Consider the following 23342-nt stretch of genomic DNA (forward strand, 5'->3'; position numbering starts at 1 on the left):
GCGGGTCTTCAGGCAAAAAAACGGATTTTTTCGACATATTTTTTGCACCGTACGCTTTTTTGCTTACCTTTGCACCGCTAAAGCCTCCCCTTGCGGGGTCGGCGATAGTGGTAAAGGCCCATTCGTCTATCGGTTAGGACGCAAGATTTTCATTCTTGAAAGAGCAGTTCGATTCTGCTATGGGCTACACGAGGGATGCCGGAACGACCGGCGCATCCGTATCAGGGGGGGGCAGGCTGCGAAGCCGGCGCGCGAAAGAGGCGGACCCGCGAACGGAACGCGACGGAAGGAAGGGCGTCCGACGGGTATTATTCATTACAGGAGCGGACCCCGGGTCCATCCGCAAGCAGCCACGGCTGTCGCAGGGATAAAGATTGAAGTAAAAAATAAACACACAACGAATTATGGCAAACCATAAGTCATCGAAGAAAAGAATCCGTCAGACGGTGACCAAGCGTGCGCACAACCGCTTGTATCACAAGACGGCCCGCAACGCCGTGAAGGCTCTGCGCGCGACGACCGAGAAGAGCGCCGCAGAGGCCCTGCTTCCGAAGGTAACGGCTATGCTCGACAAGCTGGCCAAGCACAACATCATGCACAAGAACAAGGCCGCCAACCTCAAGAGCGCCATCCAGCTTCACGTGAACGCCCTCTGACGGGCCGGGAAGGGGAGGACGGCCGAATGCCGGTCCGAATCGCTCCCGCAACCAAGAAAAGAAAAAGCTGTCCTTTCGGGACAGCTTTTTTCGTGGCGGAAGAGCGCCGGATCACTTCAGCCCGTCGATCACCGCGGCAATGCGGCCGAACACCTCGTCCATCGTGCCGACGCCGTCCACCGACGCATACTTGTTCTGCGAGGCGTAGTAATCCGCCACCACGGCCGTCTGCTTGCGATAGACGTCCAGCCGTCCGCGGATCACCTCCTCCGAAGCGTCGTCGGCACGGCCCGAATCCTTGCCGCGCAGCAGGATACGCTTCACCAGCTCCTCCTCGGGAACGTGGATGTCCACCATGATATCCACCTTCAGTCCGTGCCCGGCCAGAATCCTGTCGAACTCCTCGGCCTGCACCGTGGTGCGCGGGAAACCGTCGAAAATGCACCCTTTGGCCTCCTTGTGGCCGGCGACGTAGTTGGCTATCATGCCGATCACGATCTCGTCGGGAGCCAGCCGGCCCTCCTTGATGTACTGCTCCATGCTGCGGCCCAGTTCCGTGCCGCGGCGGATCTCGTCGCGGATCACCTCGCCCGTCGAAACATGGTCGATGCCGTAGTGCTCCTTCAGCCGCTGCGCCTGCGTACCCTTGCCGCAGCCCGGAGCGCCGAATAAGACAATGTTTATCATATCCGAATCCGTTTTTGTGATTGAACGGACAAAATTACGCTAATTTTTGAGAAACGGCAAAGAATCGTTAGTTTTGTCGAAAATTCGACTCGCACATGGAGACCAAGAAACGCACCGAGATCGCCGCGCTCGGACAGTTCGGACTGATCGACCGCCTGACGCACGGCTTTTCGCCGAAGAACCCTTCGACCCTGCGGGGCGTCGGCGACGACGCCGCCGTCATCGCGCCCCCCGCGGGCGAGGAGCTGCTCTGCTCGACCGACTCCTTCTTCGAAGGCGTGGATTTCGACCTCACCTACTTCCCGCTCAAACACCTGGGCTACAAGGTCGTGACGGCCGGAGTGAGCGACATTCTGGCCATGAACGCCCGCCCGTCGCAGATCGTCCTGTCGCTCGGCGTCTCCGCGAAACTGCCCGTCGAGGCGCTCGACGACCTCTACGAAGGCGTCCGCTTCGCCTGCGACGAGCTGGGCGTGGACCTCGCGGGCGGCGACACGCGCGCCTCGATAACCGGCCTTGCGGTCACCGTCACGACGCTGGGACACGCCCCGAAGGAGCGGATCGTTTACCGCAGCGGGGCCCGACTGCACGACCTCATCTGCATCACGGGCAATCTCGGGGCCGCCTTCATGGGGCTGCGCCTGCTCGAACGCGAGAAGCGCGTGCTCTCCGACGTGGCGAATCCCGAGCCGCAGTTCAAGGGATACGAATACCTGCTCGAAAAATACCTCAAGCCCCGCCCCCGCACCGACATCCTCGACGCGCTGGCCGAGGAGGGGATCGTCCCCACGGCGATGATCGACCTCACGGACGGTCTGGCCGGCGATCTGATGCAGCTCTGCAAGGCCTCCTCCTGCGGCGCCCGCATCTATCTCGAACGCATCCCCATCGCGCAGCAGACTTCGGCGCTCTGCGAGGAGATGCACGCCGATCCGGTCGTTGCGGCGCTCAACGGCGGCGAGGACTACGAGCTGCTCTTCACCGTGCCCCTTTCGATGCAGGAGCAGGTGATGCGCCTCGGACTGGTGGACGTGATCGGCCACATCACGCCCGACCCGACGGGCTGCTTCCTCGTCACGCCCGACGGGCAGGAGATCGCACTGAAGGCGCAGGGATTCCCGGAGAAATAGCCCCTCCGCGCGCCGTTTCCGGCAAGACGCCCGTCCCGGACGGACTCCGCACGGGGCGGACGGACCGGGAGATCGGAAGCCGAAGTGCGAAAAAAGCGCGAAAAGTTTGATATTTCCCGATTTATACCTATCTTTGCGGTCCCGAAAAGGGAACGAAAACAATTAATTAAAAACGTCATGAACAATTACGAAACCGTTTTCATTGTCACGCCGGTCCTCTCCGATCAGCAGGTGCAGGAGGTCGCTGACAAATTCCAGGGTGTCATCACCGAGAACGGCGGTCAGATCGTGAACAAGGAGTCGTGGGGCCTCAAGAAGCTCGCCTACCCCATTCAGAAGAAGACCACCGGTTTCTACTTCCTCGTGGAGTTCACGGGCGAGGGTTCCATCGTGAACGCCCTCGAAACGCAGTACCGCCGCGACGAGCGCGTGATCCGTTTCTTAACTTTCAAGCAGGACAAGTATGCCGTAGAGTACTCGGAGAAACGTCGTGCGAAACTTTCTAACAAGCAGGAGGAGTAAACCATGGCACAGGAGAACAAACCGCAATCCGAAATCCGTTACCTCAACCCCGTTTCGGTAGACGTCAAGAAGAAGAAGTACTGCCGCTTCAAGAAGCTCGGCATCAAATACGTCGATTACAAGGACGGCGAATTTCTCAAGAAGTTCCTCAACGAGCAGGGCAAGATTCTGCCCCGCCGCCTGACGGGAACCTCGCAGAAGTTCCAGAAGAAGGTGGCACAGGCCGTGAAGCGCGCCCGTCATCTGGCCATTCTGCCCTTCGTAACCGATTGCATGAAATAATTAAAGGGAGGAGACGACCATGGAAGTAATTCTGATCAAAGATATGGAGAAGCTGGGCTACGCCAACGACATCGTGAACGTGAAGCCCGGTTATGCGAACAACTACCTGATCCCGCAGGGCTACGCGAAGGCCGCCACGGCTTCCGCGAAGAAGGTCCTCGCAGAGAACCTCCGCCAGCGCGCCCACAAGGACGCCAAGATTCTGGCCGACGCCCAGGCGCTGGCCGAGACGATCGCCAACCTGCCGCTGTCGCTGGCCGTCAAGGCCGAGGAGGGCAAGCTCTTCGGTACGGTCACCGCCACCGACCTGGCAGAGGCTCTCGCAGCCAAAGGCATCACCGTGGACCGCAAGCAGATCACGGTGGACGCCATCAAGACCGTCGGCGAGTACGAGGCTACGGCCCGTCTGCACAAGGAGGTCAAGGCTACGATCAAATTCTCGGTTACCGCAGCCGAATAAGGTTCCGGAATCCGCAAACGAAAAAGGGAGGGCGATGTTTCGCCCTCCCTTTTTTTCGTCGAGTCCGGAGACACCGGAACACCTCCGGCACGACCGCTCCGGATGCCGGGCCCCGCCTCCGTCCGGAGATCAGTGCGGCCCGGCATCCGGTCCCTCCGCCACACGATACTTCCCGGCATAGGAGCGGAGCACCAGTCCGACGCCCGTGAAGATTACCGCGGCGAAGACCAGCGTGTCGAAATGGAGGCGGTCCAGCCCCATGGCCACGGAGACGGCGATCGCCAGCACGGGCTGCAAGTAGGTATATATGCTCGTCACGGTCGGTTCGACCGACTTGAGGGCGTAGTTGAGCAGCAGATTGGGCACATAGGTCGGCACGAAGAGCACGAAAAGAGTCGGCAGCAACGCATGGCGCGCGATCCGGCCGAAATCGGTATGCACGATCTCCCCGAATCCGAACGGCAGCGCCATGACCGCCGCGATGCAATAGAGCCAGCGCAGCACGGTGGTGATGCGGTATTTGCCGACCAGCCGTTTGAACCAGACCATATAGAAAGCCGTGGCGCACGCGCTCGCAAAGACCAGCAGGTTCCCCCAAAGCTGCGAATGCGCATGAACCGGGGCGGCCCCCGTGAGCACCACGGCCACGGCTCCCGCCATGCCGAGCACGAGACCCGCGACCTTCGGCCGTGTAAACCGGTCGATCCCCAATGCCACCGAGAGCAGCAGCACCAGCAGCGGAACGACGGTGTCGATGATCGAGCCGTCGATCGGCGAGGTTTTCGACAGTCCGTACATGAGAAATACCTTGCGCAGCACGCCGATCAGCAGCGCGGCGCCGATCAGCCTGCGGATATCCGCCCGTTCGACCCGCTCCGCCCGCTCCCAAAGCAGCGGGATCAGCGACAACAGCGCCGTAGCGATCAGCGAAGCCGAGATCATAGCCATCGGATGCACGTAATACGGCAGCACGATATTGTAAAAGGGATAATCCAGGGCCCAGACCACGTTGCACGTCAAAAGGGCCAGATGCGGTTTCAAGCGGTTCATGCGTTCCGAGTTTCCCCTGCGGAAAGCAAAAACGATGCCCGCGGATGTCTCCGTCCGCCCCCGGGGACGCCGAAAGGGCGGGCATCCCGTCGCCCGCAAAGGCCCCGTCCCGAAGGGCAGTTCCCGAAACCGCCCGGCAGGACACCGCTTCACCCCGGCAGGACGTCATTCCGTTCCGGCAAGACACCGCCCCGCCCCGGCGGCACGGCGAGCGAAAAGCGGGGAACAGGGCGCGGAGGGATACACAGGACAGAAAGCGGGAATTCCGGAACCGACCATGCGGACAGAGGATAGCGGACAAATAGGGCAAGGCGGATAAGCGGACAGCCATACGCGGGGAACGGGCACGAAGCGGACACAGCGGCAACGGAACACAGAACAAAACGGGACATGCGCAGACGACATACGCACGAAAAAGCCGCGGACGCTTGCGCGTCCGCGGCTTACCGTACGGCGGAAGCGATTCCGCCGAGTCAGTCGGGATTACTTCCCTTCCTCCTCCTTCTTGGCGGCGGCCTCCATGGCGCTCTTCAGAGCGGCCAGACCGGCGATGTCGCCCAGCGTCGTCTTCTCGACCGAAGCGTTGATCTTCTTCACCGTCGATTTCGTAGCGTCGGCGGCGGCACGCTTCTCGGCCTTCTCGGCGGCGACAGCCTCCTTACGTGCGTCATCGTACGTACGCAGGTGCGAAAGGGTGATGCGCTTGGTGGCCTTCGAGAACTCGAGCACCTTGAAGTCGAGCTTGTCGCCCGCCTTCGGGGTCGTGCCGTCCGCCTTCACGAGCTGACGTGCGGGGCAGAAGCCCTCGACGTTCTCGCCCAGCGATACGACGGCGCCCTTGTCGGTCATCTCGGTGATCGTGCCCTCGTGGATGCTGTCCACGGGGAAGCGGGTCTCGAACTCGTTCCAGGGGTTCTCCTCCAACTGCTTGTGACCCAGCGACAGACGGCGGTTCTCCTTGTCGATCTCGAGCACAACGACCTCGATGTCGGCGCCCACCTGCGTGAACTCGCCCGGGTGCTTCACCTTCTTCGTCCAGCTCAGGTCCGAAATGTGGATCAGACCGTCGATGCCCTCCTCGATCTCGACGAACACGCCGAAGTTCGTGAAGTTGCGCACCTTGGCATTGCACTTCGTGCCGACGGGATACTTAACCTCGATATTCTCCCACGGATCGGGCGTCAGTTGCTTGATGCCCAGCGACATTTTGCGCTCCGAACGGTCGAGCGTCAGGATGACGGCCTCGACCTCGTCGCCGACCTTCATGAACTCCTGAGCCGAACGCAGGTGCTGGCTCCACGACATTTCCGAAACGTGAATCAGACCCTCCACGCCGGGAGCGATCTCCACGAAAGCACCGTAGTCGGCCATCACGACCACGCGGCCGCGAACTTTGTCGCCGACCTTCAGATCGGGATCCAGAGCCTCCCACGGATGCGGGGTGAGCTGCTTCAGACCCAGCGCGATGCGCTTCTTCTGATCGTCGAAGTCGAGGATCACGACACGGATCTTCTCGTCGAGCTTGACGATCTCCTCGGGATGGTTCACGCGGCCCCACGAGAGGTCCGTGATGTGAATCAGACCGTCCACGCCGCCCAGATCGACGAACACGCCGTAGGAGGTGATGTTCTTGACGGTTCCCTCGAGGATCTGCCCCTTCTCGAGCTTCGACATGATGATCTGCTTCTGCGCCTCGAGTTCGGCCTCGATCAGCGCCTTGTGCGACACGACCACGTTGCGGAACTCCTGGTTGATCTTCACCACCTTGAACTCCATGGTCTTGTCCACATATACGTCGTAGTCGCGGATCGGCTTCACGTCGATCTGCGAACCGGGCAGGAAGGCTTCGATGCCGAAGACGTCCACGATCATGCCGCCCTTCGTGCGGCACTTGATGTAACCCTTGATGATCTCGTCCTTCTCCAGCGCCTCGTTCACGCGGTCCCACGACTTGAGCTGGCGGGCCTTCTTGTGCGACAGCGACAACTGGCCGTTCTTGTCCTCGGCCGACTCGACGTACACTTCGATCCTGTCGCCCACCTTCAGGTCGGGGTTGTAACGGAACTCCGATACGGGGATCACGCCCTCGCTCTTATAGCCGATGTTCACCATCACCTCGCGTTTGGTGATGGCCGTCACCGTGCCCTCGACCACCTCGCCGACGGCGACATTCGACAGCGTCTTGTCATACTCCTCGGCGATCTGCTCCTTCGGCTGGTCGTACACGCCCAGATCGTTCTCGAAGGCGTTCCAGTCGAAATCCGCGTTTGCGACTACATTCTTTACTTCTTCCATTGTGGAATTTTTTTGCGATACAATCGCTCGTTAAATGGTTAATAATTAATATTTTACTCCCCGAAGTGCATGTCTTTCGCACACACGCGGGAGGTGCAAAGATACGCTTTTTCCGCTGAAAATCAAAATATCAGAACTTTTTCGCCTCCGTGCGGACCACTTTCTGCCGCGGCGCATTGTCGGCCTCCAGCGGACTGTCCTCGCGCAACTCTCCGATAAGGATGTCGGCGACCTTTTCGTCGGTGATCTCCCCTTCGGTACAATGCAGGTCGTGGTAATTCCTGTAAACGTAATCGCTCACGGCCACCTTGTAGCGGCGATCCTCGCGCAACTCCGGGAAACGGACGTCGAAGGCCCTGTCCTCGTCATCGACCAAAATCGCATAGGGCGTCGTCGAAACCAGGTCGATGCGGTGTCCCTCGCGCGTCGGTTCGTTGTACTTCGTCACGATCATCCGGCGCATTTCGGCCGGAGTCATCTCCATCCGGGCGACCTGCGTTCCGAACGGCTCCAGGTCGTACACCCGCGCCACGCCCACGCCGCCTGCGGCGATCGAATCGAGCCGCACGCCGCCGATATGGTAGAATCCCACCTCGGCGTCGGCCTCGTCGGCCACGGCCGCCGCCATCCAGTTGGCCAGTCCCTGCTTGTCCATCGTCGCGGCGAACGCGCCCACGGGGCGGTTCAGCTCCGGCGAGGCATAATAGCGCTCCACCTCGGCCGCGAACCCGGCGTCCGGCCCGTAACCGTCCAGCGGCACGAGGCGGAAATCCGCCGACTGCACCTTCCCGCCGCGCAGGCGGATCTCCGTCACGCCCACATACCGGAGATCCTTGCCCGTCTGCGTCAGCAGCGTGCCGTTCACCACCGTATCGCGCAAGACGTGCGTATGGCCGCCGATCACCAGGTCGAACAGCCGCGTCCTGCCGAGCAGTTCCTCGTCGCGATCGTCGCCCATGTGGGAGACGAGCACCAGCACGTCCACCCGGCCCCGCAGCTCTTCGGCCCGGCGGATCGCCTCGGCCTGCGGATCGGGAAACTCCAGCCCGGCGAAGCTCGCGGCATTGCCCGCCGGATGGCCCGGCCCCTCGTAGTTCGTCACCGCACCGACGAATCCGATCTTCACGCCGCCGCGTTCGACGATCGTCGCAGCCGGCAGTTGAGGGAAGGTGCAGGTGTCGCTCAGTACGTTGGCGCAGACGACCTCGAAATCCATGCTGTCGATCATCCGCCCCAGAAACGCCTGCCCGTGGTCGAACTCGTGGTTGCCGAGCGTGGCCACGTCGTAGCGGAGCCGGTTCATCAGCTCGATGACCGGCTTGCCCGGCACGGCGGTCTTATCGACATAGGCGTTGCCCGTCCAGCGGTCGCCGGCATCGACCAGCAACGCATCGGGGACCGTATCGCGGCACGCCTCGACGGCGGCGGCCAGGCGGGGGAAATGCTGGATCTTGGCGTGCATGTCGTTCGTGGACAGCACGACGATCGTGCGCTCGCGGGGAGCGCAGGCCGCAGCGGCCGCGACGGCGGCGAACAGGGCCAGACGGGTCCATCTTTTCATGGTGCGAATCCGAATTTGAGTTGCCAAAGTTACAAATTATTTCTACCTTTACCCTGCATTAAACGCAAAAATCATTCATGTCCGATCCGATCAAAGTCATCTGCGAAAACCTCGGCGGCGAGCTGGAGGTCCCGATGGGAACCACGCTGCTCGAGGTCGCGGAACGCCTGACTCCCGGGCCGCGCCCCTTCCTGGCCGCGCTCGTGAACAACCGCATCAAAGAGCTCAGTTACCGCATATACACCCCCGTCACGGTCCGCTTCGTGGACATCACCTCGTTCGAGGGCATCCGCGTCTATCAGCGCACGGCGTGGTTCCTGCTGCAAAAGGCCGTGCGCGACCTCTACCCCGGGCGGACGCTGCACATCCGCCATTCGATGGGCCAGAACGGCTTCTACTGCGAGATCGACGGCATCGACTCCTTCTCCGACCGCCAGACCGGGGCGCTGAAGGCCCGCATCCGGGAGCTGGTGGAGCGCGACCTGCCGATCCGCCGCACGAAGGCCCTCACCAGCGAGGTGCGCGCCCGCTACGCCGAGGAGGGTTTCACCGACAAGATCGCCCTGCTCGACTCGCGGCCCCGGCTTTACAGCGACCTCTACACGCTCGACGACACGGCCGGCTATTTCTACGGCTCGCTGGCCCCCTCGACGGGATACGTCCGCCATTTCGACATCGAACCCTACTACAACGGTTTCTACCTCGCCCTGCCGCTGCGCACCGATCCCGACCGGATCGTCCGGACGGTCCATCAGGACAAAATGTTCGGCATCTTCCGCGAATACCAGTCGTGGGTCCGCATCATGGGGGTCCCCACCGTGGGCGACGTCAATGCCAAGGTCCTCGCGGGCGACGCCGGAGGCATGATAAAACTCGCCGAGGCGTTCCACGAACGCAAGTTCGCCGAGGTGGCCGACGCCATTCTCCAGGCCAACCTGCTGCGCGGCACGCGCGTCGTGCTGATCTCCGGCCCCTCGTCGAGCGGCAAGACCACCTCGGCCAAGCGGCTGGGCATCCAGCTCGGCGTGCTGGGGCTGAACCCCGTGCTCATCTCGCTCGACGACTACTTCGTGGACCGCGAGAAGACCCCGAAGGACGCCGACGGGGAGTACGACTACGAGGCGCTGGAGGCCATCGACCTCGACCTGTTCAACGACCATCTGGGCCGGCTCATGCGCGGCGAGAGCGTCGATATTCCGCGCTACGACTTCATCACGGGCCGCCGCACGTGGCACAACGCCCCGCTCACGCTCGACGAGCGTTCGATTCTGGTCATCGAAGGCATCCACGGACTGAATCCGCGGCTGACGCCCTCGATTCCCGAAGAGCAGAAGTTCCGCATCTACATCTCGTGCTTCACGTCCGTGGCGATGGACAACCTCTCGCGCATCGCCACCACCGACAACCGCCTTCTGCGCCGTCTGACCCGCGACTACACGCAGCGGGGCGCCGACGCGCTGGCCACGCTCTCGCGCTGGGCCTCCGTGCGCCGCGGCGAGGAGCGGCACATCTTCCCCTATCAGGAGAACGCCGACGTGATGCTCAACTCGTCGCTCTTCTACGAAATCTCCGTGCTGCGGCCCTACGCCGAAAAGATTCTGCGCGAGGTTCCCGACACGGTTCCCGAATACGACGAGGCGCGCCGCATCCTCAAGTTCCTCGACAACTTCATTCCGATTCCGCCCGACGAAATCCCTCCGACGTCGATCCTCCGGGAGTTCATCGGCGGCAGCAGCTTCAAATACTGAATACCGGACACGCATACGACCCAAAATAATTACAAACCACCCGTACACAACGCTATGTTCGATCAATTTTCCGAACGCCACATCGGCGTCAGCAACCCCGCCGAGCTGCAAAAGATGCTCGACGTGATCGGCGTCAGGTCGATCGACGAACTCCTCTCGCAGGTCATTCCGCAGTCGATCCGCCTCAAGAAACCGCTGGCTCTGCCCGAAAAGGGGATGAGCGAATACGAATTCGCCGCCCACATCCGCGGGCTGGCCGCACGCAACCGCTGCCTGCGCTCGTTCATAGGCATGGGCTACTATCCGTGCGCCGTGCCGGCCGCCGTCTCGCGCAACGTCTTCGAGAATCCCGCGTGGTACACCTCCTACACCCCCTACCAGGCCGAAATATCGCAGGGCCGCCTCGAGGCGCTGCTGAACTTCCAGACCGCGGTCATCTCGCTCACGGGCATGGAGATCGGCAACTGTTCGCTGCTGGACGAAGGCACGGCCGCGGCCGAGGCGATGCTGATGATGTTCTCGCTGCGTTCGCGCGAGGCCGTCAGGGAGGGCCGCAACCAGCTCTTCGTGGACCGCAACCTCTTCCCGCAGACGCTCGACGTGCTGCTCACGCGCAGCGAGCCGTTCGGCATCGAGCTGATCGTGGACGACTACGACGCATACGAATTCACGGGCCGGGAGTTCGGCGCCGTCGTGCAGTATCCGGCCGCCGACGGCGCCGTGCGCGACTACGCCGACTTCACCGCCGCGGCGCACGCCCGCGGCGCGCTCGTCACGGCCGTCTGCGACCTGCTGGCGCTGGCGCTGCTGAAGGCGCCGGGCGAGTGGGGGGCCGACATCGCCGTCGGCACGGCGCAGCGGCTCGGAACGCCGATGGGCTTCGGCGGCCCGGCGGCGGGCTACATGACCACGCGCGAAGCCTACAAGCGCAACATGCCGGGACGCATCATCGGCGTCTCGGTGGACCGGCTGGGCAACCGCGCACTGCGCATGGCGCTCCAGATGCGCGAGCAGCACATCAAGCGCGAACGCGCCACGTCGAACATCTGCACCGCTTCGGCGCTGATGGCCTCGATGACGGGTTTCTACTGCGTTTACAACGGTCCCGAAGGATTGCGGCGCGCCGCACGCACGGCGCACCGCGCCGCCGTGACGACAGCCCGCGCGCTGGAGGCGATGGATTACCGCCTCGCGTCGGAGGCATTCTTCGACACGCTCGAGGTGGAGGCCGAGGCCGCCGTCGTGCAGTCGCTGGCCCTCGACGAAGGCATCAACTTCTACTATCCCTCGGAGGGTACGGTCCGCCTGTCGTTCGACGAGGTGACCACCCCCGCCGAGGTCGAGACCGTCATCGGCATCTTCCGCGCCGCGAAGGGCCGCAAGGCGAAGGCCGTGAAACACGCCACCGAGGACGCCATCCCCGCCGCGCTGCGCCGCGAATCGGCCTTCCTCACCGAACCGGTCTTCAACCGCTACCGCTCCGAGAGTGCCCTGATGCGCTACATCAAGACGCTGGAGCTGCGCGACATTTCGCTGGCCAACTCGATGATCCCGCTCGGCTCGTGCACCATGAAGCTCAACGCCGCGGCGCTCATGCAGCCGCTCTCGCTGGCCGGGTTCCAGGCCATGCACCCCTTCGCCCCGGCCGACCAGGCCGAAGGCTACCTGGAGCTGATCGCCGGACTGGAAAAGGACCTGGCCACGATCACCGGACTGGCGGCCTGCTCGTTGCAGCCCAACTCGGGCGCCGCGGGCGAGTACACGGGCCTGATGGTGATCCGCGCCTATCATCAGAGCCGCGGACAGGGCTACCGCAACGTGGTGCTCATCCCCGCCTCGGCACACGGCACGAACCCCGCGTCGGCCGCCATGGCGGGCATGAAGATCGTGACGGTGGCGTGCGACGAACGCGGCAATATCGACGTGGAGGACCTCGAGGCCAAGGCCCACGAGCACGCCTCGGAGCTGTGCGGGCTGATGGTCACCTACCCCTCGACGCACGGCGTCTTCGAGAGCCGCATCCGCGAGATCGTGGACGCCGTCCACGACGCGGGGGGACAGGTCTATATGGACGGCGCGAACATGAACGCGCAGGTGGGGCTGACGAACCCGGGCTACATCGGCGCCGACGTCTGCCACCTGAACCTCCACAAGACCTTCGCCATGCCGCACGGCGGCGGCGGTCCGGGCGTGGGCCCGATCTGCGTGGCCGAACACCTCCGGGCGTTCCTGCCGTCGCATCCCGTCGTGGCGACGGGCGGCGACGAGGGCATCACGGCCGTTGCCTCCGCACCGTGGGGCTCGGCCCTGCTGCTGCCGATCACCTACGGCTACATCAAGATGCTGGGCGAGGAGGGGCTGCGCCGCGCCACCGAAATGGCCATCGTGAACGCCAACTACATGTCCTCGGCACTCAAGTCGGAGTACCGCACCTATTATTCGGGCGAGACGGGCCGTGTGGGCCACGAGATGATACTCGACCTGACGCATTTCAAGAAGGAGTACGGCATCGACTGCGGCGACATCGCCCACCGCCTGATGGACTACGGATTCCACGCCCCGACGCTCTCGTTCCCCGTGCACGAGACGCTCATGGTCGAACCCACGGAGTCGGAACCGAAGGAGGAGATGGACTGCTTCATCGAGGCGCTCGTGGCCATCAAGCGCGAATGCGAGGCCGCGGCGGCCGCCGGCACGGCGGACAACGTCGTGGCGAACGCCCCCCACACGGCCGTCGAGCTGGCCGGGGAGTGGCCGCACCCCTACTCGCGCATGGAGGCCGCCTTCCCGCTCGAATGGGTCCGCCGCGCGAAGTTCTTCCCCTACGTGACGAAGATCGACAACGGCTACGGCGACCGCAACCTCTGCTGCCGCAACTGCGACTGATCCTCCGCGGGTCCGGACCCGCGACGACCCTGCCGCGGCGGCGGGGAGCCATTGCGCTCCCCGCCGCCGCCCGTTTTTCCGACGGAGAGCGATAAAATCCGCCCATTATTTGGCAACTCGCCCCGAAGTGCTTACCTTTGTCCGATTCCGGCCGGGTCCGGGCGCACGCGCGGCGACGGCCCGGCGGAAGCAGGCCCCGAAAAGGGAAACAACCGAAACAGTACAAGACGACATGAAAGCAGAAAAGAACAAAATGGTCGGTGTGGATTACAAACTCACCGTAGATGGACAGATCGCGGACCAGTCGCGTCCGGGACAGCCCCTCGAATTCATCTTCGGGACGGGCATGCTGCTGCCCAAATTCGAAGAGGCCATCGAGGGCAGGGAGCCCGGCGAGAAGGTCTCGTTCACGCTCTCTCCGAAGGACGGCTACGGCGAGCTGATCGCCGAGGCGGTGGTCGATCTGCCGAAGAATCTCTTCATGGTGGACGGCAAACTCGCCGAGGACATCCTCTTCGTCGGGTCGCAGGTCCCGATGAGCGACTCGCAGGGCAACCGCATGACGGGCATCGTCAAGGAGGTCGGCGACGAGCACGTGAAGATGGACTTCAACCACCCGATGGCAGGCAAGACGCTCAACTTCGACGTGGAGGTGGTCTCGGTGCGCGACGTCACGCCCGAAGACCTGCAGGGCCGCTGCTCGTGCGGTTCGTGCGGCGACGGCGGATGCGGCGACGGATGCTGCGAAGGCCACGACCACAACCACTGCGACTGCCACTGATCCGAACGGAACGCAGACCGGACCGCCGGGTCCGGAACAGGCAGGCGCGGGGCCTTTCCTTTCCGGAAGGTCCCGCGTCTGCGTCGGAAGCCGCCCCATGCACACGCTGCGACAATATCTTTTCACCCTCTCCGACCTGCGCGGGCTGGCCCGCACGCTGGGCGAGGCGGAGGTGTGCCGCGACGCTGCGGGACGCCCCGAATACGCGGTAGGGAACTCCGCCGCCGTCTTCCGCATCCGCCACGCCGGCCGCATCCGGTCGCTGCGGTGCTTCCTGCGCCCGATGCGCCACCTGCGGGAGATCTACGGCGAACGGCTGCTCGAACGGGAGCTCTTCCTCTACGACTCGGTCGGCCCGGCGGCTTCGGGAGAATGGGTCGATGTCGTGCTGGACGAATGGATCGAGGGCGAGACGCTCCGCGAAGCGGTCCGCCGGGCCGCCGGAGCCGGCGACCGGATGCGCCTGGCCGGGCTCTCCGCGGCATTCGACACGCTGGCCGCCGCGATGGTCTCCGACCGGACGGCCCACGGCGACCTGAAGCCCGAGAACCTCATCGTCGATCCCGCAGGAGCGCTGCACCCGATCGACTTCGACGCCGCCTTCCTCCCCGCCTTCGCCGGGGAGCAGAGTCCCGAACTGGGCACGGCGGCCTACCAGCATCCGGCCCGCACGGCGGCCGATTTCGACGCTTCGCTGGACGACTATCCGGCCGCGCTGATCTCCACGGCGCTGCACGCGCTCCGCGTCGATCCGGCGCTACACGACCGTTACGGCCCGGCGGACGGGCTGCTCTTCACCCCGCGGCGGATTCCGGACGAAGCACCCTACCGCGAGGCGCTGGCGCTGTTCGAACGGCACGGCATGGCGGCCGAATACCGGATCGCCCGCCTGCTCGCCTCCCCTTCGCTGCGGCTCTTCGGTCTGGGCGAGCTGCTCGCCGCCGTCCGGCACGAACCGCCGGAGACCGCCGAAACGGACGGAGCGGACCGCGGATTCCCCGCGCCGGAGACGCGCCCCGCGCCGGAGCTTTTCGCCGCAAACGGACTGTGGGGCTACCGCACGGCGGAACGGGTCGTCGTCCCGCCGCTCTACGACAACGGCTTCGACTTCTCCGAGGGGCTGGCCGCCGTCTGCCTCGGCCGCACGTGGCACTACATCGACCCCGAAGGCCGCATACGCCTCAGTTGCCCCGGATGCGAGGCCGCGAAACCCTTCCGCGGCGGGCGGGCGCGGATCGTGCGCGACGGCCGCCGGCTGGAGATCGACCGCACAGGCCGCGAGTTTGCGATTTAACCGCAAATCGTTATATTTGCATCTGCATAACCTTTCCCGAACGATGACGACGCACCGCAAACTGACCCCCGACGAAATCTCCGCACTCGAACGCCTCGGCAACTCGGCCGAGAACTGGGACGCGGTGGAGGTTCCGGAGACGTTCTCGCCGTCCGGGATTCTGCAAAGCCGGCTGGAGGGACGCGTCGTCCTCGACCCGGGAGCCCGCATCGTCCGTTCGCGCGTCAGGAACTACCGCATCGGCGAGGGTTCGTCCGTCGAGGGCGTCACGGCGCTCGAATGCCGCTCGCGCTCGGCCTTCGGCAACGGCACGGCGGTGGCCGCGATGAACGAATGCGGCGGCCGCACGGTCCCCGTCTTCGACCGTCTGTCGGCACAGGTCGCCTACGTGCTGGCCATCTACCGCCACCGCCCGCAGACCATCGCGGCGCTGGAGGCGATGATCCGCACCTACGCCGAGGAGCGCTCCTCGGAGCTGGGCGAGGTGGGACGCGGCTGCCGGATCGTCGGGGCGCGCTTCATCCGCGAGGTCCGCATCGGCGACGACTGCCGGATCGACGGCGCCTCGATGCTCTGCAACGGCACGCTCTGCAACGGCTGCCGCGTCGGCGTGGACGTCAAGGCCTACGACTTCATCGCCGCCGAGCAGGCGCGCCTCGACAACGGCGCGACCGTCGAGCGGTGTTTCGTGGGCGAGAGCTGCCGGCTGGACAAGGGTTTCACGGCCGTCGATTCGCTCTTCTTCGCCAATTCGCACTGCGAGAACGGCGAGGCGGCCTCGATCTTCGCCGGACCCTACACCGTCTCGCACCACAAGTCGTCGCTGCTCATCGCCGGTATGTTCTCGTTCTTCAACGCCGGGAGCGGTTCGAACCAGAGCAACCACCTCTTCAAGAGCGGCCCCGTGCACCAGGCCGTCCATCTGCGCGGATGCAAGTTCGCCAGCGGGGCCTACGTCATGTCCCCGGCACTCGAAGGGGCCTTCACGATGGTCATGGGACACCACTCCTACCACCACGACACCGCGATCTTCCCCTACTCCTACCTCATCGAGAAGGAGGACCGCTCGGTGCTGATGCCCGGGGCGAACCTCACGAGTTACGGCGCCGTGCGCGACATCGAGAAATGGCCGGCCCGCGACCGCCGCGAGGTGCGGCGCGACACGATCAACTTCGAGGAATACAACCCCTACGTCACGGGGGCGATGCTCCGGGCCGTGGACACGCTCCACTCGCTCGAAGAGGGCGATCCCGACGCCGCGGAGTACGGCTACAACAAGACGATGATCCGGGCCGCGGCCCTGCGGCGGGGTCTGAAGCTCTACAACAAGGCGATCGTCGCGGCGCTGGGCGCGATGCTCGGCCGGGGCGCCTCGTCGGAACGCTACGACGGCGGCGGACGCTGGATCGACGCGGCGGGACAGTACATCACCCTGCGCGAGACCGAGGCGATTCTGGACGCGATCGACCGCGGGGAGCTCCCGACGACCGACGCCGTGGACAACCGGTTCCGCGTCTTCTTCGTCCACTACGACGACTACGCCCACAGTTGGGCCGAGCAGGTCTGCGCCGCGATGCTGGGACACGCACCGACGGCCGAAGAACTCAACGACGTGATCGCCGCGGGCCGCAACGCGCACGAGGCGATGCGCCGCACGACCGACGCCGACCGCGAGCGCGACTGCTCGCCCGAGATGGCCGTCGGCTACGGCCTCGACGGCGACGGGACGACACGCATGGAGGACTACCGCGCGGTGCGGGGTCTCCGATAACGCACAAGACGCAACTTTCACCGGAATATGTACACGCAAAGCATCACTCGCAGCCGACGCACGGCCTTCTTCCTGGCCATCGACTGTTCGGGTTCCATGGCCGAACCGATCCGCTTCCGCGGACGGCCGACGACCAAGGCCGAGGCCGTGGCGTCGGTCGCCAACGGACTGTTGTTCGAACTGATCGAACGGGCGCGCCGCAGCGACGGCGTACGGAACTATTACGACATCGCCGTATTGGGCTACTCGGGCGACGACGAGGTTTCGTCGCTGCTCCCCGGCGACCGCGATACGCTGTCCGTCACGGAGCTGGCGGCCGTGCGGCCCGACGTCCGGCGCGAGACGGTCGAATGCCGCCTGCCCGACGGAGGCATCGCCCTGCGCGAACTGCCCGTACCGGTCTGGATCGAACCCCGCGCCGCGGGACAGACGCCCATGTGCGAGGCGCTGCGGCGCATCCGCGACCTCGCGGCGGCGTGGTGCGCCGACCCCTCCCACGCGGAGAGCTTCCCGCCGACCGTGTTCAACATCACCGACGGCGAGGCCACCGACTGCGACGAGGAGGAGCTGCGCGCCGTGGCCGAGGAGATCAAGGCGCTCCGCACGGCCGACGGCAACGTGCTGGTGGTGAACATCCACATCGCCGCGGCGGACACCTCCGCAGCATCGTTCTTCCCCTCGGAGGAGGAGCCGCGCTACCCGAACCGCTACGCGGCGCTGCTCTACGACTGTTCGAGCGTCATGCCCGCCGTCTTCGACGAGGCGATTCGCGCGGCGAAAGGGCCGGGCGCCGTCCCGCCCTTCCGGGGCGTGAGCTACAACGCCTCGGCCGACGAACTGGTAGCCATGCTCAACATCGGGTCCATCAGCGTCAAAACCGAATAGCCATGACACCTACCCTGCAAACCTTCGCCCGGGCGCTGCTGACGCCCGACCTCTCGTTCCGGACGCTCGCCGACGCCCGCGCCGCGGCCGGTCCCGACGGACTGCCCCGCCTGATGCGCACGACCCGTTTCGCCGAGGCCGAAATCGCCTGGCGCGGCGAACGGTGGCTGCTGTTCCTGCCCCTCTCTCCCGCGGCGCTGCACACGGTGGAGCGCACGGCCTCGCAACTGCGGCGGATCGACACGGACCGCCTCGCGGAGTACCGGATGCTGCCCGGGGAGCTTCTCTGGCAGGACGCCGCGGGATCGCCGCAGCGCACGACGCTGGTGCTCCAGCACCTGCCCGCAGGGAGGAGCTTCGACGAGGCGCTGTGCTCGGAACCGGGACAGCGGCTGCTCGATGCGCTCGACGAACTGCGGCAGGCGCTCCGCGAAATCGGGTTCTCGCACAACAACCTCCGCCCCGAAAACCTGCGCTGGGCGGGCGGACGCTTCATCCCGCTGCGCTACCACGACGCGCGGTTCGGTCCGACGGGCAGCGACGACGAAGCGTTCGAGGCGCTGCGGGAACGGATTTTGCAGCACTCCGGACCGCCGATCCTCTCCGACACGACGGCCTCCTATTCGCCCCGGCGCCGCCTCACGGGCCACCGCTGGACGAGCCATGCCTTCGAAGGGCTGGTCTGCGTCGAGGACGAAGGCGGGTACGGATTCGTCGATACGGACAACCGCCCCGTCATCCCGGCACGGTTCCGCTGGGCGGGCGATTTCCGCGAGGGACGCGCCGAGGTCGAGACCGAGACCGGCATGGGGCTCATCGACCGCGAGGGACGCTATGTCATCCGGCCCGAATACGAGATCGTCGATTACGATCCGGCGCAAAGCGTCGCCCGCGTGCGGCAGCACGGGCGCTGGGCCCTGTTCGACTACCTCGGGCGACGCCTCACGGAGTTCGGCGCGGCGGACGACCGGGAGGAAACCGACTGAAACACGACACGAAAAAAATAACACGAAACCACCATGGAAACAACGAAAGTCCTCATCATCGGCAGCGGCCCGGCCGGGTACACCGCCGCCATCTACGCGTCGCGCGCCAACCTGCAACCGATCCTCTACGAAGGCATCGAGCCGGGCGGACAGCTCACGACGACCACCGAAATCGAAAATTTCCCCGGCTACCCCGACGGCGTGGACGGCAACCGGATGATGGCCGACCTCAGACGTCAGGCCGAGCGGTTCGGAGCCGATCTCCGCACGGGAACCGTCACGAAGATCGACCTGTCGTCGCGGCCCTTCCACGTCATCGTGGATGGAACGGCGGAGCTGGCGGCAGAGGCGGTCATCATCGCCACGGGCGCCTCGGCCAAATACCTCGGGTTGCCTTCCGAGACGAAATTCCGCGGCCAGGGCGTGAGCGCCTGCGCCACCTGCGACGGCTTCTTCTACCGGAAGAAGGATGTGGCCGTAGTGGGCGGCGGCGACACGGCCTGCGAGGAGGCCACCTACCTCGCCTCGCTCTGCCGCAAGGTTTACATGATCGTCCGCAAGCCCTTCCTGCGCGCCTCGAAGGCGATGCAGCAGCGCGTCATGCAGACCCCCAACATCGAAGTGCTGTTCGAACACAACACGGCCGAGGTGCTGGGCGACGAGACGGGCGTGACGGGCGCCCTGCTGCGCAAGACCGACGGATCGGAGCGGCGGATCGAAATCTCGGGCTTCTTCCTCGCCATCGGACACCACCCCAACACGGAGCTTTTCGCCGACCAGCTGGAGCTCGACGCCGAAGGGTATATCCGCACCGAACCCGGAACCTCGAAAACCAGCGTCGAAGGGGTCTTCGCCGCGGGCGACGTGCAGGATCCGCACTACCGGCAGGCTATCACCGCCGCCGGATCGGGCTGCATCGCGGCGCTCGACTGCGAACGATTCCTGCTGCGATAATCCCCTCGATATCCGATTCGATGAAACGTATTCCGATCCTCGCATGCACCTTGTGTGCCGCCTGCGCGATGAGTTCCTGCGCCGTAGAGACCACCTACATCGGCAAGACCTATCCGGTCACCGACAATCCCGAACTCTTTTTCAGTTGGAACGACGTGCCCGGAAGCTACGAAACGATGGGGCGCATCATAGCCACGCCCCAACCCTTCAGCGACCTCGAGGAGGCACAAAAGGCCATCGAAAAGTGCGCCCGCGAAAAGGGCGCCGACGCCGTGGTCTTCGAAGGAATCAGCCACACGGTTTCCGAGCCGACCTTCACGACGACCGAGCATATCGAAAAGAGCGACGACGGCAGCAGCACCCGCACCGCCACGACCCAGCGCAACGTCATGGTTACGAACCGGCTCGAAGCGACCTTCATCAAATTCCGGCGATAATCCCATGAGTTTCGCGGTCACCATCCTCGGCTGCTCCTCGGCCAAACCCACGCCCGACAGGCATCCGTCGGCGCAGGCGGTGAACGTCCACGAACAGTATTACCTCGTGGACGCGGGCGAGGGCGTGCAGCAGCAGCTCGTCCGCTACGGCATCAACCCGCTGAAACTGCGGGCCGCGTTCATCTCGCACCTGCACGGCGACCACGTCTTCGGACTTTTCCCGCTGCTCTCGACGCTGGGGCTTTACGGCCGCCGCACCCCGCTGGAGGTCTTCGCCCCGGCGCCCTTCGGGGAGCTGCTGGCCTGCCACCTGCGCCATTTCGACACGGAGCTCCCCTACGAGGTCGTGTGGCACGAGGTGCGGACGACCGAACACGCACTGCTGTACGAGAACCGCACGCTGGAGGTGTGGAGCATCCCGCTGCGCCACCGCGTGCCGTGCGCCGGATTCCTCTTCCGCGAGAAGGAGCCGCCGCTGAACGTAAACAAGTCCAAGATCGCGAAATACGGGCTGTCGATCGCCCAGATCGCCGCAGCCAAACGGGGCGAGGCGGTGCGGCTCGACGACGGCACGCTCCTCGGAAACGGCGAACTGACCTACCGGCCCTACGCCCCGCGTTCGTACGCCTACCTCTCGGACACGAACTTCTCGGCCAGGGCCGCGGAGCTGTGCCGGGGCGCGGACCTGATGTACCACGAGGCGACCTACGCCGCCGCCGAGCGGAAAATCGCCCGCGAACGCGGCCACTCGACCACCGAGGACGCCGCGAAGGCCGCCCTCAGGGCGGAGGCCCGGCGGCTCGTGATCGGCCACTACTCGTCGCGCTACAAGGACGCCGAGGCGCTGGCCGGGGAGGCCCGGCGGCTCTTCCCGGAGAGTTACGCGGCGCAGGAAGGAGTTACCTTTACGATCGAAAAACGACCATGACGAAAGCCGAAATACAACTCGTCCGCGCGCTGGCCGACAAACGCGGCCGCGCGGAGCACGGACTGTTCGTCGCCGAGGGCGCGAAGCTCATCGGCGAACTGCGCGCCTCGCACCTCCGCGTGCGCCGGATCTATGCGCTGGAGGGCGTCTTCGACGGTCCCGGCGTGGAGACCGTCTCGCCGCGCGAGATGGAGCGCCTGTCGCTGCTCAAAACGCCGTCCAACTCGCTGGCGACGGTCGAAATCCCCCGCTACCGGCTCGACGCCGAACGGCTGGGCGACCGGCTCGCGCTGGCGCTCGACGAGGTGCAGAACCCCGGGAATCTGGGCACGATCATCCGCCTGGCCGACTGGTTCGGCATCGGGGAGATCGTCTGCTCGCCCGGATCGGCCGACTGCTTCAACCCCAAGGTCGTGCAGGCCACGATGGGAGCCATCCTCCGCGTCCGGGTCCACTACGCCGAACTCGCGCCGCTCCTGGCCCGGGCGGCCGGGCGGGGCACGCCCGTCTATGGCACGTTCCTCGAGGGGGAGAACATCCACACGGCCCGCATCGACGGACGGAGGGGAATCGTCGTGATGGGGAACGAGGGCCGCGGCGTCACCGGCGCCGTGGCGCACACCGTCACGCACAAACTCTTCATCCCGCCCTACCCCGCCGACCGCCGCAGCTCCGAATCGCTCAACGTGGCGATGGCCACGGGCATCGTCTGCGCAGAGTTCCGCCGACGAGCCGCGGACAACGGCTGAAACGGTCGCAGACGGGCGCCCCGCGGCCGAAGGAAGACACCGCCCGGGAAAAGGCCGCGGGCCCGACGCCGGAGAGCGGACGCGGAACGCGGAAAAGCCGAATTTTTCAAGGAAATACCCCCGCGGAGTATTGGTTATTCTGAATATTTTATACCTTTGTAGGTTGAAACACACCTGTCTATGTCAGAACAGAAACTCAAAATAGGCATCACGCAGGGCGACCCGAACGGCATCGGCTGGGAGGTCATCCTCAAGGCGCTCGCCGATCCGCGCATGACGGAGCTTTTCACCCCCGTCATCTACGGATCGCCGAAAGCCGCCGCCTATTACCAAAATACGCTCCGGGAGACCGAACCCGTGCAGTTCGTACCCGCGGCCTCGGCCGCCGAGGCGCGGCGCGGGAAGATCGCGCTCGTCGCGGCCGGCGAGGTGGAACAGCCCGAACCGGGCCGTGCGACGGCCGAAGCGGGCCGCGCCGCCGTCGAAGCGCTGCGCGCCGCCGTGCGCGACCTCAAGGCGGGCGAGCTGGACGCCGTCGTCACGGGACCTTTCGACAAGGAGACGGTCCAGAGCGACGAATTCGGCTACACGGGCCACACCGAATACTTCGGGGCCGAACTGGAGGGCGAACCCATGATGATCATGTGCAGCGACCGGCTGCGCGTGGGCCTCGTGACGAAACACATCCCCGTCTCGGAGATCGCCCGCAGCATCTCCAAAGAGAAGATCGTCCGCGACCTGGCGACGCTGCGCCGCTCGCTCGTCGAGGACTTCGGAGTGGTCGAGCCGCGCATCGCCGTCATGGCCCTGAATCCCCACGCCGGAGACGGCGGACTCGTGGGCCGCGAGGAGGAGGAGACGATCCGTCCGGCCATCGTCGAGGCGTTCGGGCAGGGCATCCTGGCCTTCGGTCCCTTCGCCGCCGACGGGCTTTTCGCCGGAGGCGGATACGCCCGCTACGACGGCATTCTGGCCATGTACCACGACCAGGGGCTGACGCCGTTCAAGACCCTTTCGCCCGACGGGGTGAACTTCACGGCCGGACTCGCGGCCGTAAGGACATCGCCCGATCACGGCGTGGCGTTCGACATCGCCGGAAAGGACCAGGCCGACCCGCAGTCGATGCGCAACGCGATCTACGCGGCCATCGACATCGTGCGGCACCGCCGCGCACGGGCCGAGTGGACGGCCAACCCGCTGCAACGGGCCGAACGCGAGAAGTCGAACCGCGACGTGTCGGTGAAGGACCTGCCGCAGACCGACAAGGAGTAACCCCTCCG

General features: G+C 65.0%; 21 protein-coding genes and 1 tRNA gene. 18 read left to right on the plus strand and 4 right to left on the minus strand.

Features of this window, described 5'->3' with window-relative positions:
• The first annotated feature begins 115 nt into the window (after window positions 1-115).
• Window positions 116-187: transfer RNA gene (locus KB554_RS03945), tRNA-Glu, on the plus strand.
• A 217-nt stretch (window positions 188-404) separates the two neighbouring features.
• On the plus strand, window positions 405-656 hold the full coding sequence (rpsT, locus tag KB554_RS03950) for a 30S ribosomal protein S20 (RefSeq protein WP_141428082.1): 252 nt from the start codon (window positions 405-407) through the stop codon (window positions 654-656).
• 111 nt (window positions 657-767) lie between these two features.
• Here rpsT and KB554_RS03955 read toward each other — a convergent pair whose 3' ends face one another.
• Window positions 768-1343 (minus strand): adenylate kinase, encoded by a 576-nt coding sequence (locus KB554_RS03955; protein ID WP_211035052.1) that lies wholly within the window; start codon window positions 1341-1343, stop codon window positions 768-770.
• 95 nt (window positions 1344-1438) lie between these two features.
• Here KB554_RS03955 and thiL point away from each other — a divergent pair, with 95 nt between their 5' ends.
• The 4 genes from thiL to rplI all read left to right on the plus strand — a co-directional run bounded on the left by thiL (window position 1439) and on the right by rplI (window position 3737).
• Complete coding sequence (gene thiL / locus KB554_RS03960; protein WP_211035053.1) at window positions 1439-2473, plus strand: thiamine-phosphate kinase; 1035 nt, start codon at window positions 1439-1441, stop codon at window positions 2471-2473.
• A 177-nt stretch (window positions 2474-2650) separates the two neighbouring features.
• Window positions 2651-2995 (plus strand): 30S ribosomal protein S6, encoded by a 345-nt coding sequence (gene rpsF / locus KB554_RS03965; protein ID WP_141428085.1) that lies wholly within the window; start codon window positions 2651-2653, stop codon window positions 2993-2995.
• A 3-nt stretch (window positions 2996-2998) separates the two neighbouring features.
• Complete coding sequence (gene rpsR, locus KB554_RS03970; RefSeq protein ID WP_141428086.1) at window positions 2999-3277, plus strand: 30S ribosomal protein S18; 279 nt, start codon at window positions 2999-3001, stop codon at window positions 3275-3277.
• Window positions 3278-3296: 19 nt separating this feature from the next.
• The gene (gene rplI / locus KB554_RS03975; protein WP_141428087.1) at window positions 3297-3737 is read left to right on the plus strand and encodes a 50S ribosomal protein L9; all 441 of its coding nucleotides are present in this window, start codon (window positions 3297-3299) and stop codon (window positions 3735-3737) included.
• Between the two features lie 129 nt (window positions 3738-3866).
• Here rplI and KB554_RS03980 read toward each other — a convergent pair whose 3' ends face one another.
• The 3 genes from KB554_RS03980 to KB554_RS03990 form a co-directional block, all read right to left on the minus strand.
• A complete protein-coding gene (locus KB554_RS03980) occupies window positions 3867-4787 on the minus strand; it encodes a DMT family transporter (RefSeq protein ID WP_211035054.1) in 921 nt (306 codons plus the stop codon).
• A gap of 483 nt (window positions 4788-5270) precedes the next feature.
• Window positions 5271-7082 (minus strand): 30S ribosomal protein S1, encoded by a 1812-nt coding sequence (gene rpsA, locus KB554_RS03985; RefSeq protein ID WP_141428089.1) that lies wholly within the window; start codon window positions 7080-7082, stop codon window positions 5271-5273.
• Between the two features lie 130 nt (window positions 7083-7212).
• Window positions 7213-8643 (minus strand): bifunctional UDP-sugar hydrolase/5'-nucleotidase, encoded by a 1431-nt coding sequence (locus KB554_RS03990; protein ID WP_211035055.1) that lies wholly within the window; start codon window positions 8641-8643, stop codon window positions 7213-7215.
• 77 nt (window positions 8644-8720) lie between these two features.
• On the opposite strand from KB554_RS03990, the gene KB554_RS03995 reads away from it, so the two are divergent.
• The 12 genes from KB554_RS03995 (at window position 8721) to pdxA (ending at window position 23334) form a co-directional block, all read left to right on the plus strand.
• Window positions 8721-10391, plus strand: a complete 1671-nt coding sequence (locus KB554_RS03995) for a nucleoside kinase (RefSeq protein WP_211035056.1) — start codon at window positions 8721-8723, stop codon at window positions 10389-10391.
• 54 nt (window positions 10392-10445) lie between these two features.
• Window positions 10446-13277 carry an aminomethyl-transferring glycine dehydrogenase gene (gene gcvP, locus KB554_RS04000; RefSeq protein ID WP_211035057.1) on the plus strand — a complete coding sequence of 944 codons (2832 nt, stop codon included), beginning with the start codon at window positions 10446-10448 and terminating at the stop codon, window positions 13275-13277.
• 232 nt (window positions 13278-13509) lie between these two features.
• Window positions 13510-14058 carry a peptidylprolyl isomerase gene (locus KB554_RS04005; RefSeq protein WP_141428093.1) on the plus strand — a complete coding sequence of 183 codons (549 nt, stop codon included), beginning with the start codon at window positions 13510-13512 and terminating at the stop codon, window positions 14056-14058.
• Between the two features lie 97 nt (window positions 14059-14155).
• The gene (locus KB554_RS04010; protein ID WP_211035058.1) at window positions 14156-15352 is read left to right on the plus strand and encodes a WG repeat-containing protein; all 1197 of its coding nucleotides are present in this window, start codon (window positions 14156-14158) and stop codon (window positions 15350-15352) included.
• Window positions 15353-15395: 43 nt separating this feature from the next.
• Window positions 15396-17123: a DUF4954 family protein gene (locus tag KB554_RS04015; protein ID WP_211035059.1), complete on the plus strand. Its 1728-nt coding sequence runs from the start codon at window positions 15396-15398 to the stop codon at window positions 17121-17123.
• Between the two features lie 27 nt (window positions 17124-17150).
• Window positions 17151-18008: a VWA domain-containing protein gene (locus KB554_RS04020; RefSeq protein WP_141428096.1), complete on the plus strand. Its 858-nt coding sequence runs from the start codon at window positions 17151-17153 to the stop codon at window positions 18006-18008.
• A 2-nt stretch (window positions 18009-18010) separates the two neighbouring features.
• A complete protein-coding gene (locus tag KB554_RS04025; protein WP_211035060.1) occupies window positions 18011-18994 on the plus strand; it encodes a WG repeat-containing protein in 984 nt (327 codons plus the stop codon).
• A gap of 33 nt (window positions 18995-19027) precedes the next feature.
• Entirely contained in the window at window positions 19028-19948 is a 921-nt protein-coding gene (gene trxB, locus KB554_RS04030) for a thioredoxin-disulfide reductase (RefSeq protein WP_211035061.1), read from the plus strand.
• Between the two features lie 20 nt (window positions 19949-19968).
• Window positions 19969-20385, plus strand: a complete 417-nt coding sequence (locus tag KB554_RS04035) for a hypothetical protein (protein ID WP_211035062.1) — start codon at window positions 19969-19971, stop codon at window positions 20383-20385.
• A 4-nt stretch (window positions 20386-20389) separates the two neighbouring features.
• A complete protein-coding gene (locus tag KB554_RS04040; RefSeq protein WP_211035063.1) occupies window positions 20390-21313 on the plus strand; it encodes a ribonuclease Z in 924 nt (307 codons plus the stop codon).
• Window positions 21310-22062, plus strand: coding sequence for an RNA methyltransferase (locus tag KB554_RS04045; RefSeq protein ID WP_211035064.1), 753 nt, complete (start codon window positions 21310-21312; stop codon window positions 22060-22062). The genes KB554_RS04040 and KB554_RS04045 overlap by 4 nt, the downstream gene beginning before the upstream one ends.
• Before the next feature lie 180 nt (window positions 22063-22242).
• On the plus strand, window positions 22243-23334 hold the full coding sequence (gene pdxA / locus KB554_RS04050; protein ID WP_211035065.1) for a 4-hydroxythreonine-4-phosphate dehydrogenase PdxA: 1092 nt from the start codon (window positions 22243-22245) through the stop codon (window positions 23332-23334).
• The last annotated feature ends 8 nt before the right edge of the window (window positions 23335-23342 follow it).

It is taken from the genome of Alistipes sp. Marseille-P2263 (genome assembly GCF_018101075.1).
GTDB lineage: Bacteria > Bacteroidota > Bacteroidia > Bacteroidales > Rikenellaceae > Alistipes > Alistipes dispar.

Coding starts and splice junctions, on each gene's coding strand:
- rpsT (WP_141428082.1), top strand. CDS start 405: ATGGCAAACCATAAGTCATCGAAGAAAAGAATCCGTCAGACGGTGACC.
- KB554_RS03955 (WP_211035052.1), bottom strand. CDS start 1,343: ATGATAAACATTGTCTTATTCGGCGCTCCGGGCTGCGGCAAGGGTACG.
- thiL (WP_211035053.1), top strand. CDS start 1,439: ATGGAGACCAAGAAACGCACCGAGATCGCCGCGCTCGGACAGTTCGGA.
- rpsF (WP_141428085.1), top strand. CDS start 2,651: ATGAACAATTACGAAACCGTTTTCATTGTCACGCCGGTCCTCTCCGAT.
- rpsR (WP_141428086.1), top strand. CDS start 2,999: ATGGCACAGGAGAACAAACCGCAATCCGAAATCCGTTACCTCAACCCC.
- rplI (WP_141428087.1), top strand. CDS start 3,297: ATGGAAGTAATTCTGATCAAAGATATGGAGAAGCTGGGCTACGCCAAC.
- KB554_RS03980 (WP_211035054.1), bottom strand. CDS start 4,787: ATGAACCGCTTGAAACCGCATCTGGCCCTTTTGACGTGCAACGTGGTC.
- rpsA (WP_141428089.1), bottom strand. CDS start 7,082: ATGGAAGAAGTAAAGAATGTAGTCGCAAACGCGGATTTCGACTGGAAC.
- KB554_RS03990 (WP_211035055.1), bottom strand. CDS start 8,643: ATGAAAAGATGGACCCGTCTGGCCCTGTTCGCCGCCGTCGCGGCCGCT.
- KB554_RS03995 (WP_211035056.1), top strand. CDS start 8,721: ATGTCCGATCCGATCAAAGTCATCTGCGAAAACCTCGGCGGCGAGCTG.
- gcvP (WP_211035057.1), top strand. CDS start 10,446: ATGTTCGATCAATTTTCCGAACGCCACATCGGCGTCAGCAACCCCGCC.
- KB554_RS04005 (WP_141428093.1), top strand. CDS start 13,510: ATGAAAGCAGAAAAGAACAAAATGGTCGGTGTGGATTACAAACTCACC.
- KB554_RS04010 (WP_211035058.1), top strand. CDS start 14,156: ATGCACACGCTGCGACAATATCTTTTCACCCTCTCCGACCTGCGCGGG.
- KB554_RS04015 (WP_211035059.1), top strand. CDS start 15,396: ATGACGACGCACCGCAAACTGACCCCCGACGAAATCTCCGCACTCGAA.
- KB554_RS04020 (WP_141428096.1), top strand. CDS start 17,151: ATGTACACGCAAAGCATCACTCGCAGCCGACGCACGGCCTTCTTCCTG.
- KB554_RS04025 (WP_211035060.1), top strand. CDS start 18,011: ATGACACCTACCCTGCAAACCTTCGCCCGGGCGCTGCTGACGCCCGAC.
- trxB (WP_211035061.1), top strand. CDS start 19,028: ATGGAAACAACGAAAGTCCTCATCATCGGCAGCGGCCCGGCCGGGTAC.
- KB554_RS04035 (WP_211035062.1), top strand. CDS start 19,969: ATGAAACGTATTCCGATCCTCGCATGCACCTTGTGTGCCGCCTGCGCG.
- KB554_RS04040 (WP_211035063.1), top strand. CDS start 20,390: ATGAGTTTCGCGGTCACCATCCTCGGCTGCTCCTCGGCCAAACCCACG.
- KB554_RS04045 (WP_211035064.1), top strand. CDS start 21,310: ATGACGAAAGCCGAAATACAACTCGTCCGCGCGCTGGCCGACAAACGC.
- pdxA (WP_211035065.1), top strand. CDS start 22,243: ATGTCAGAACAGAAACTCAAAATAGGCATCACGCAGGGCGACCCGAAC.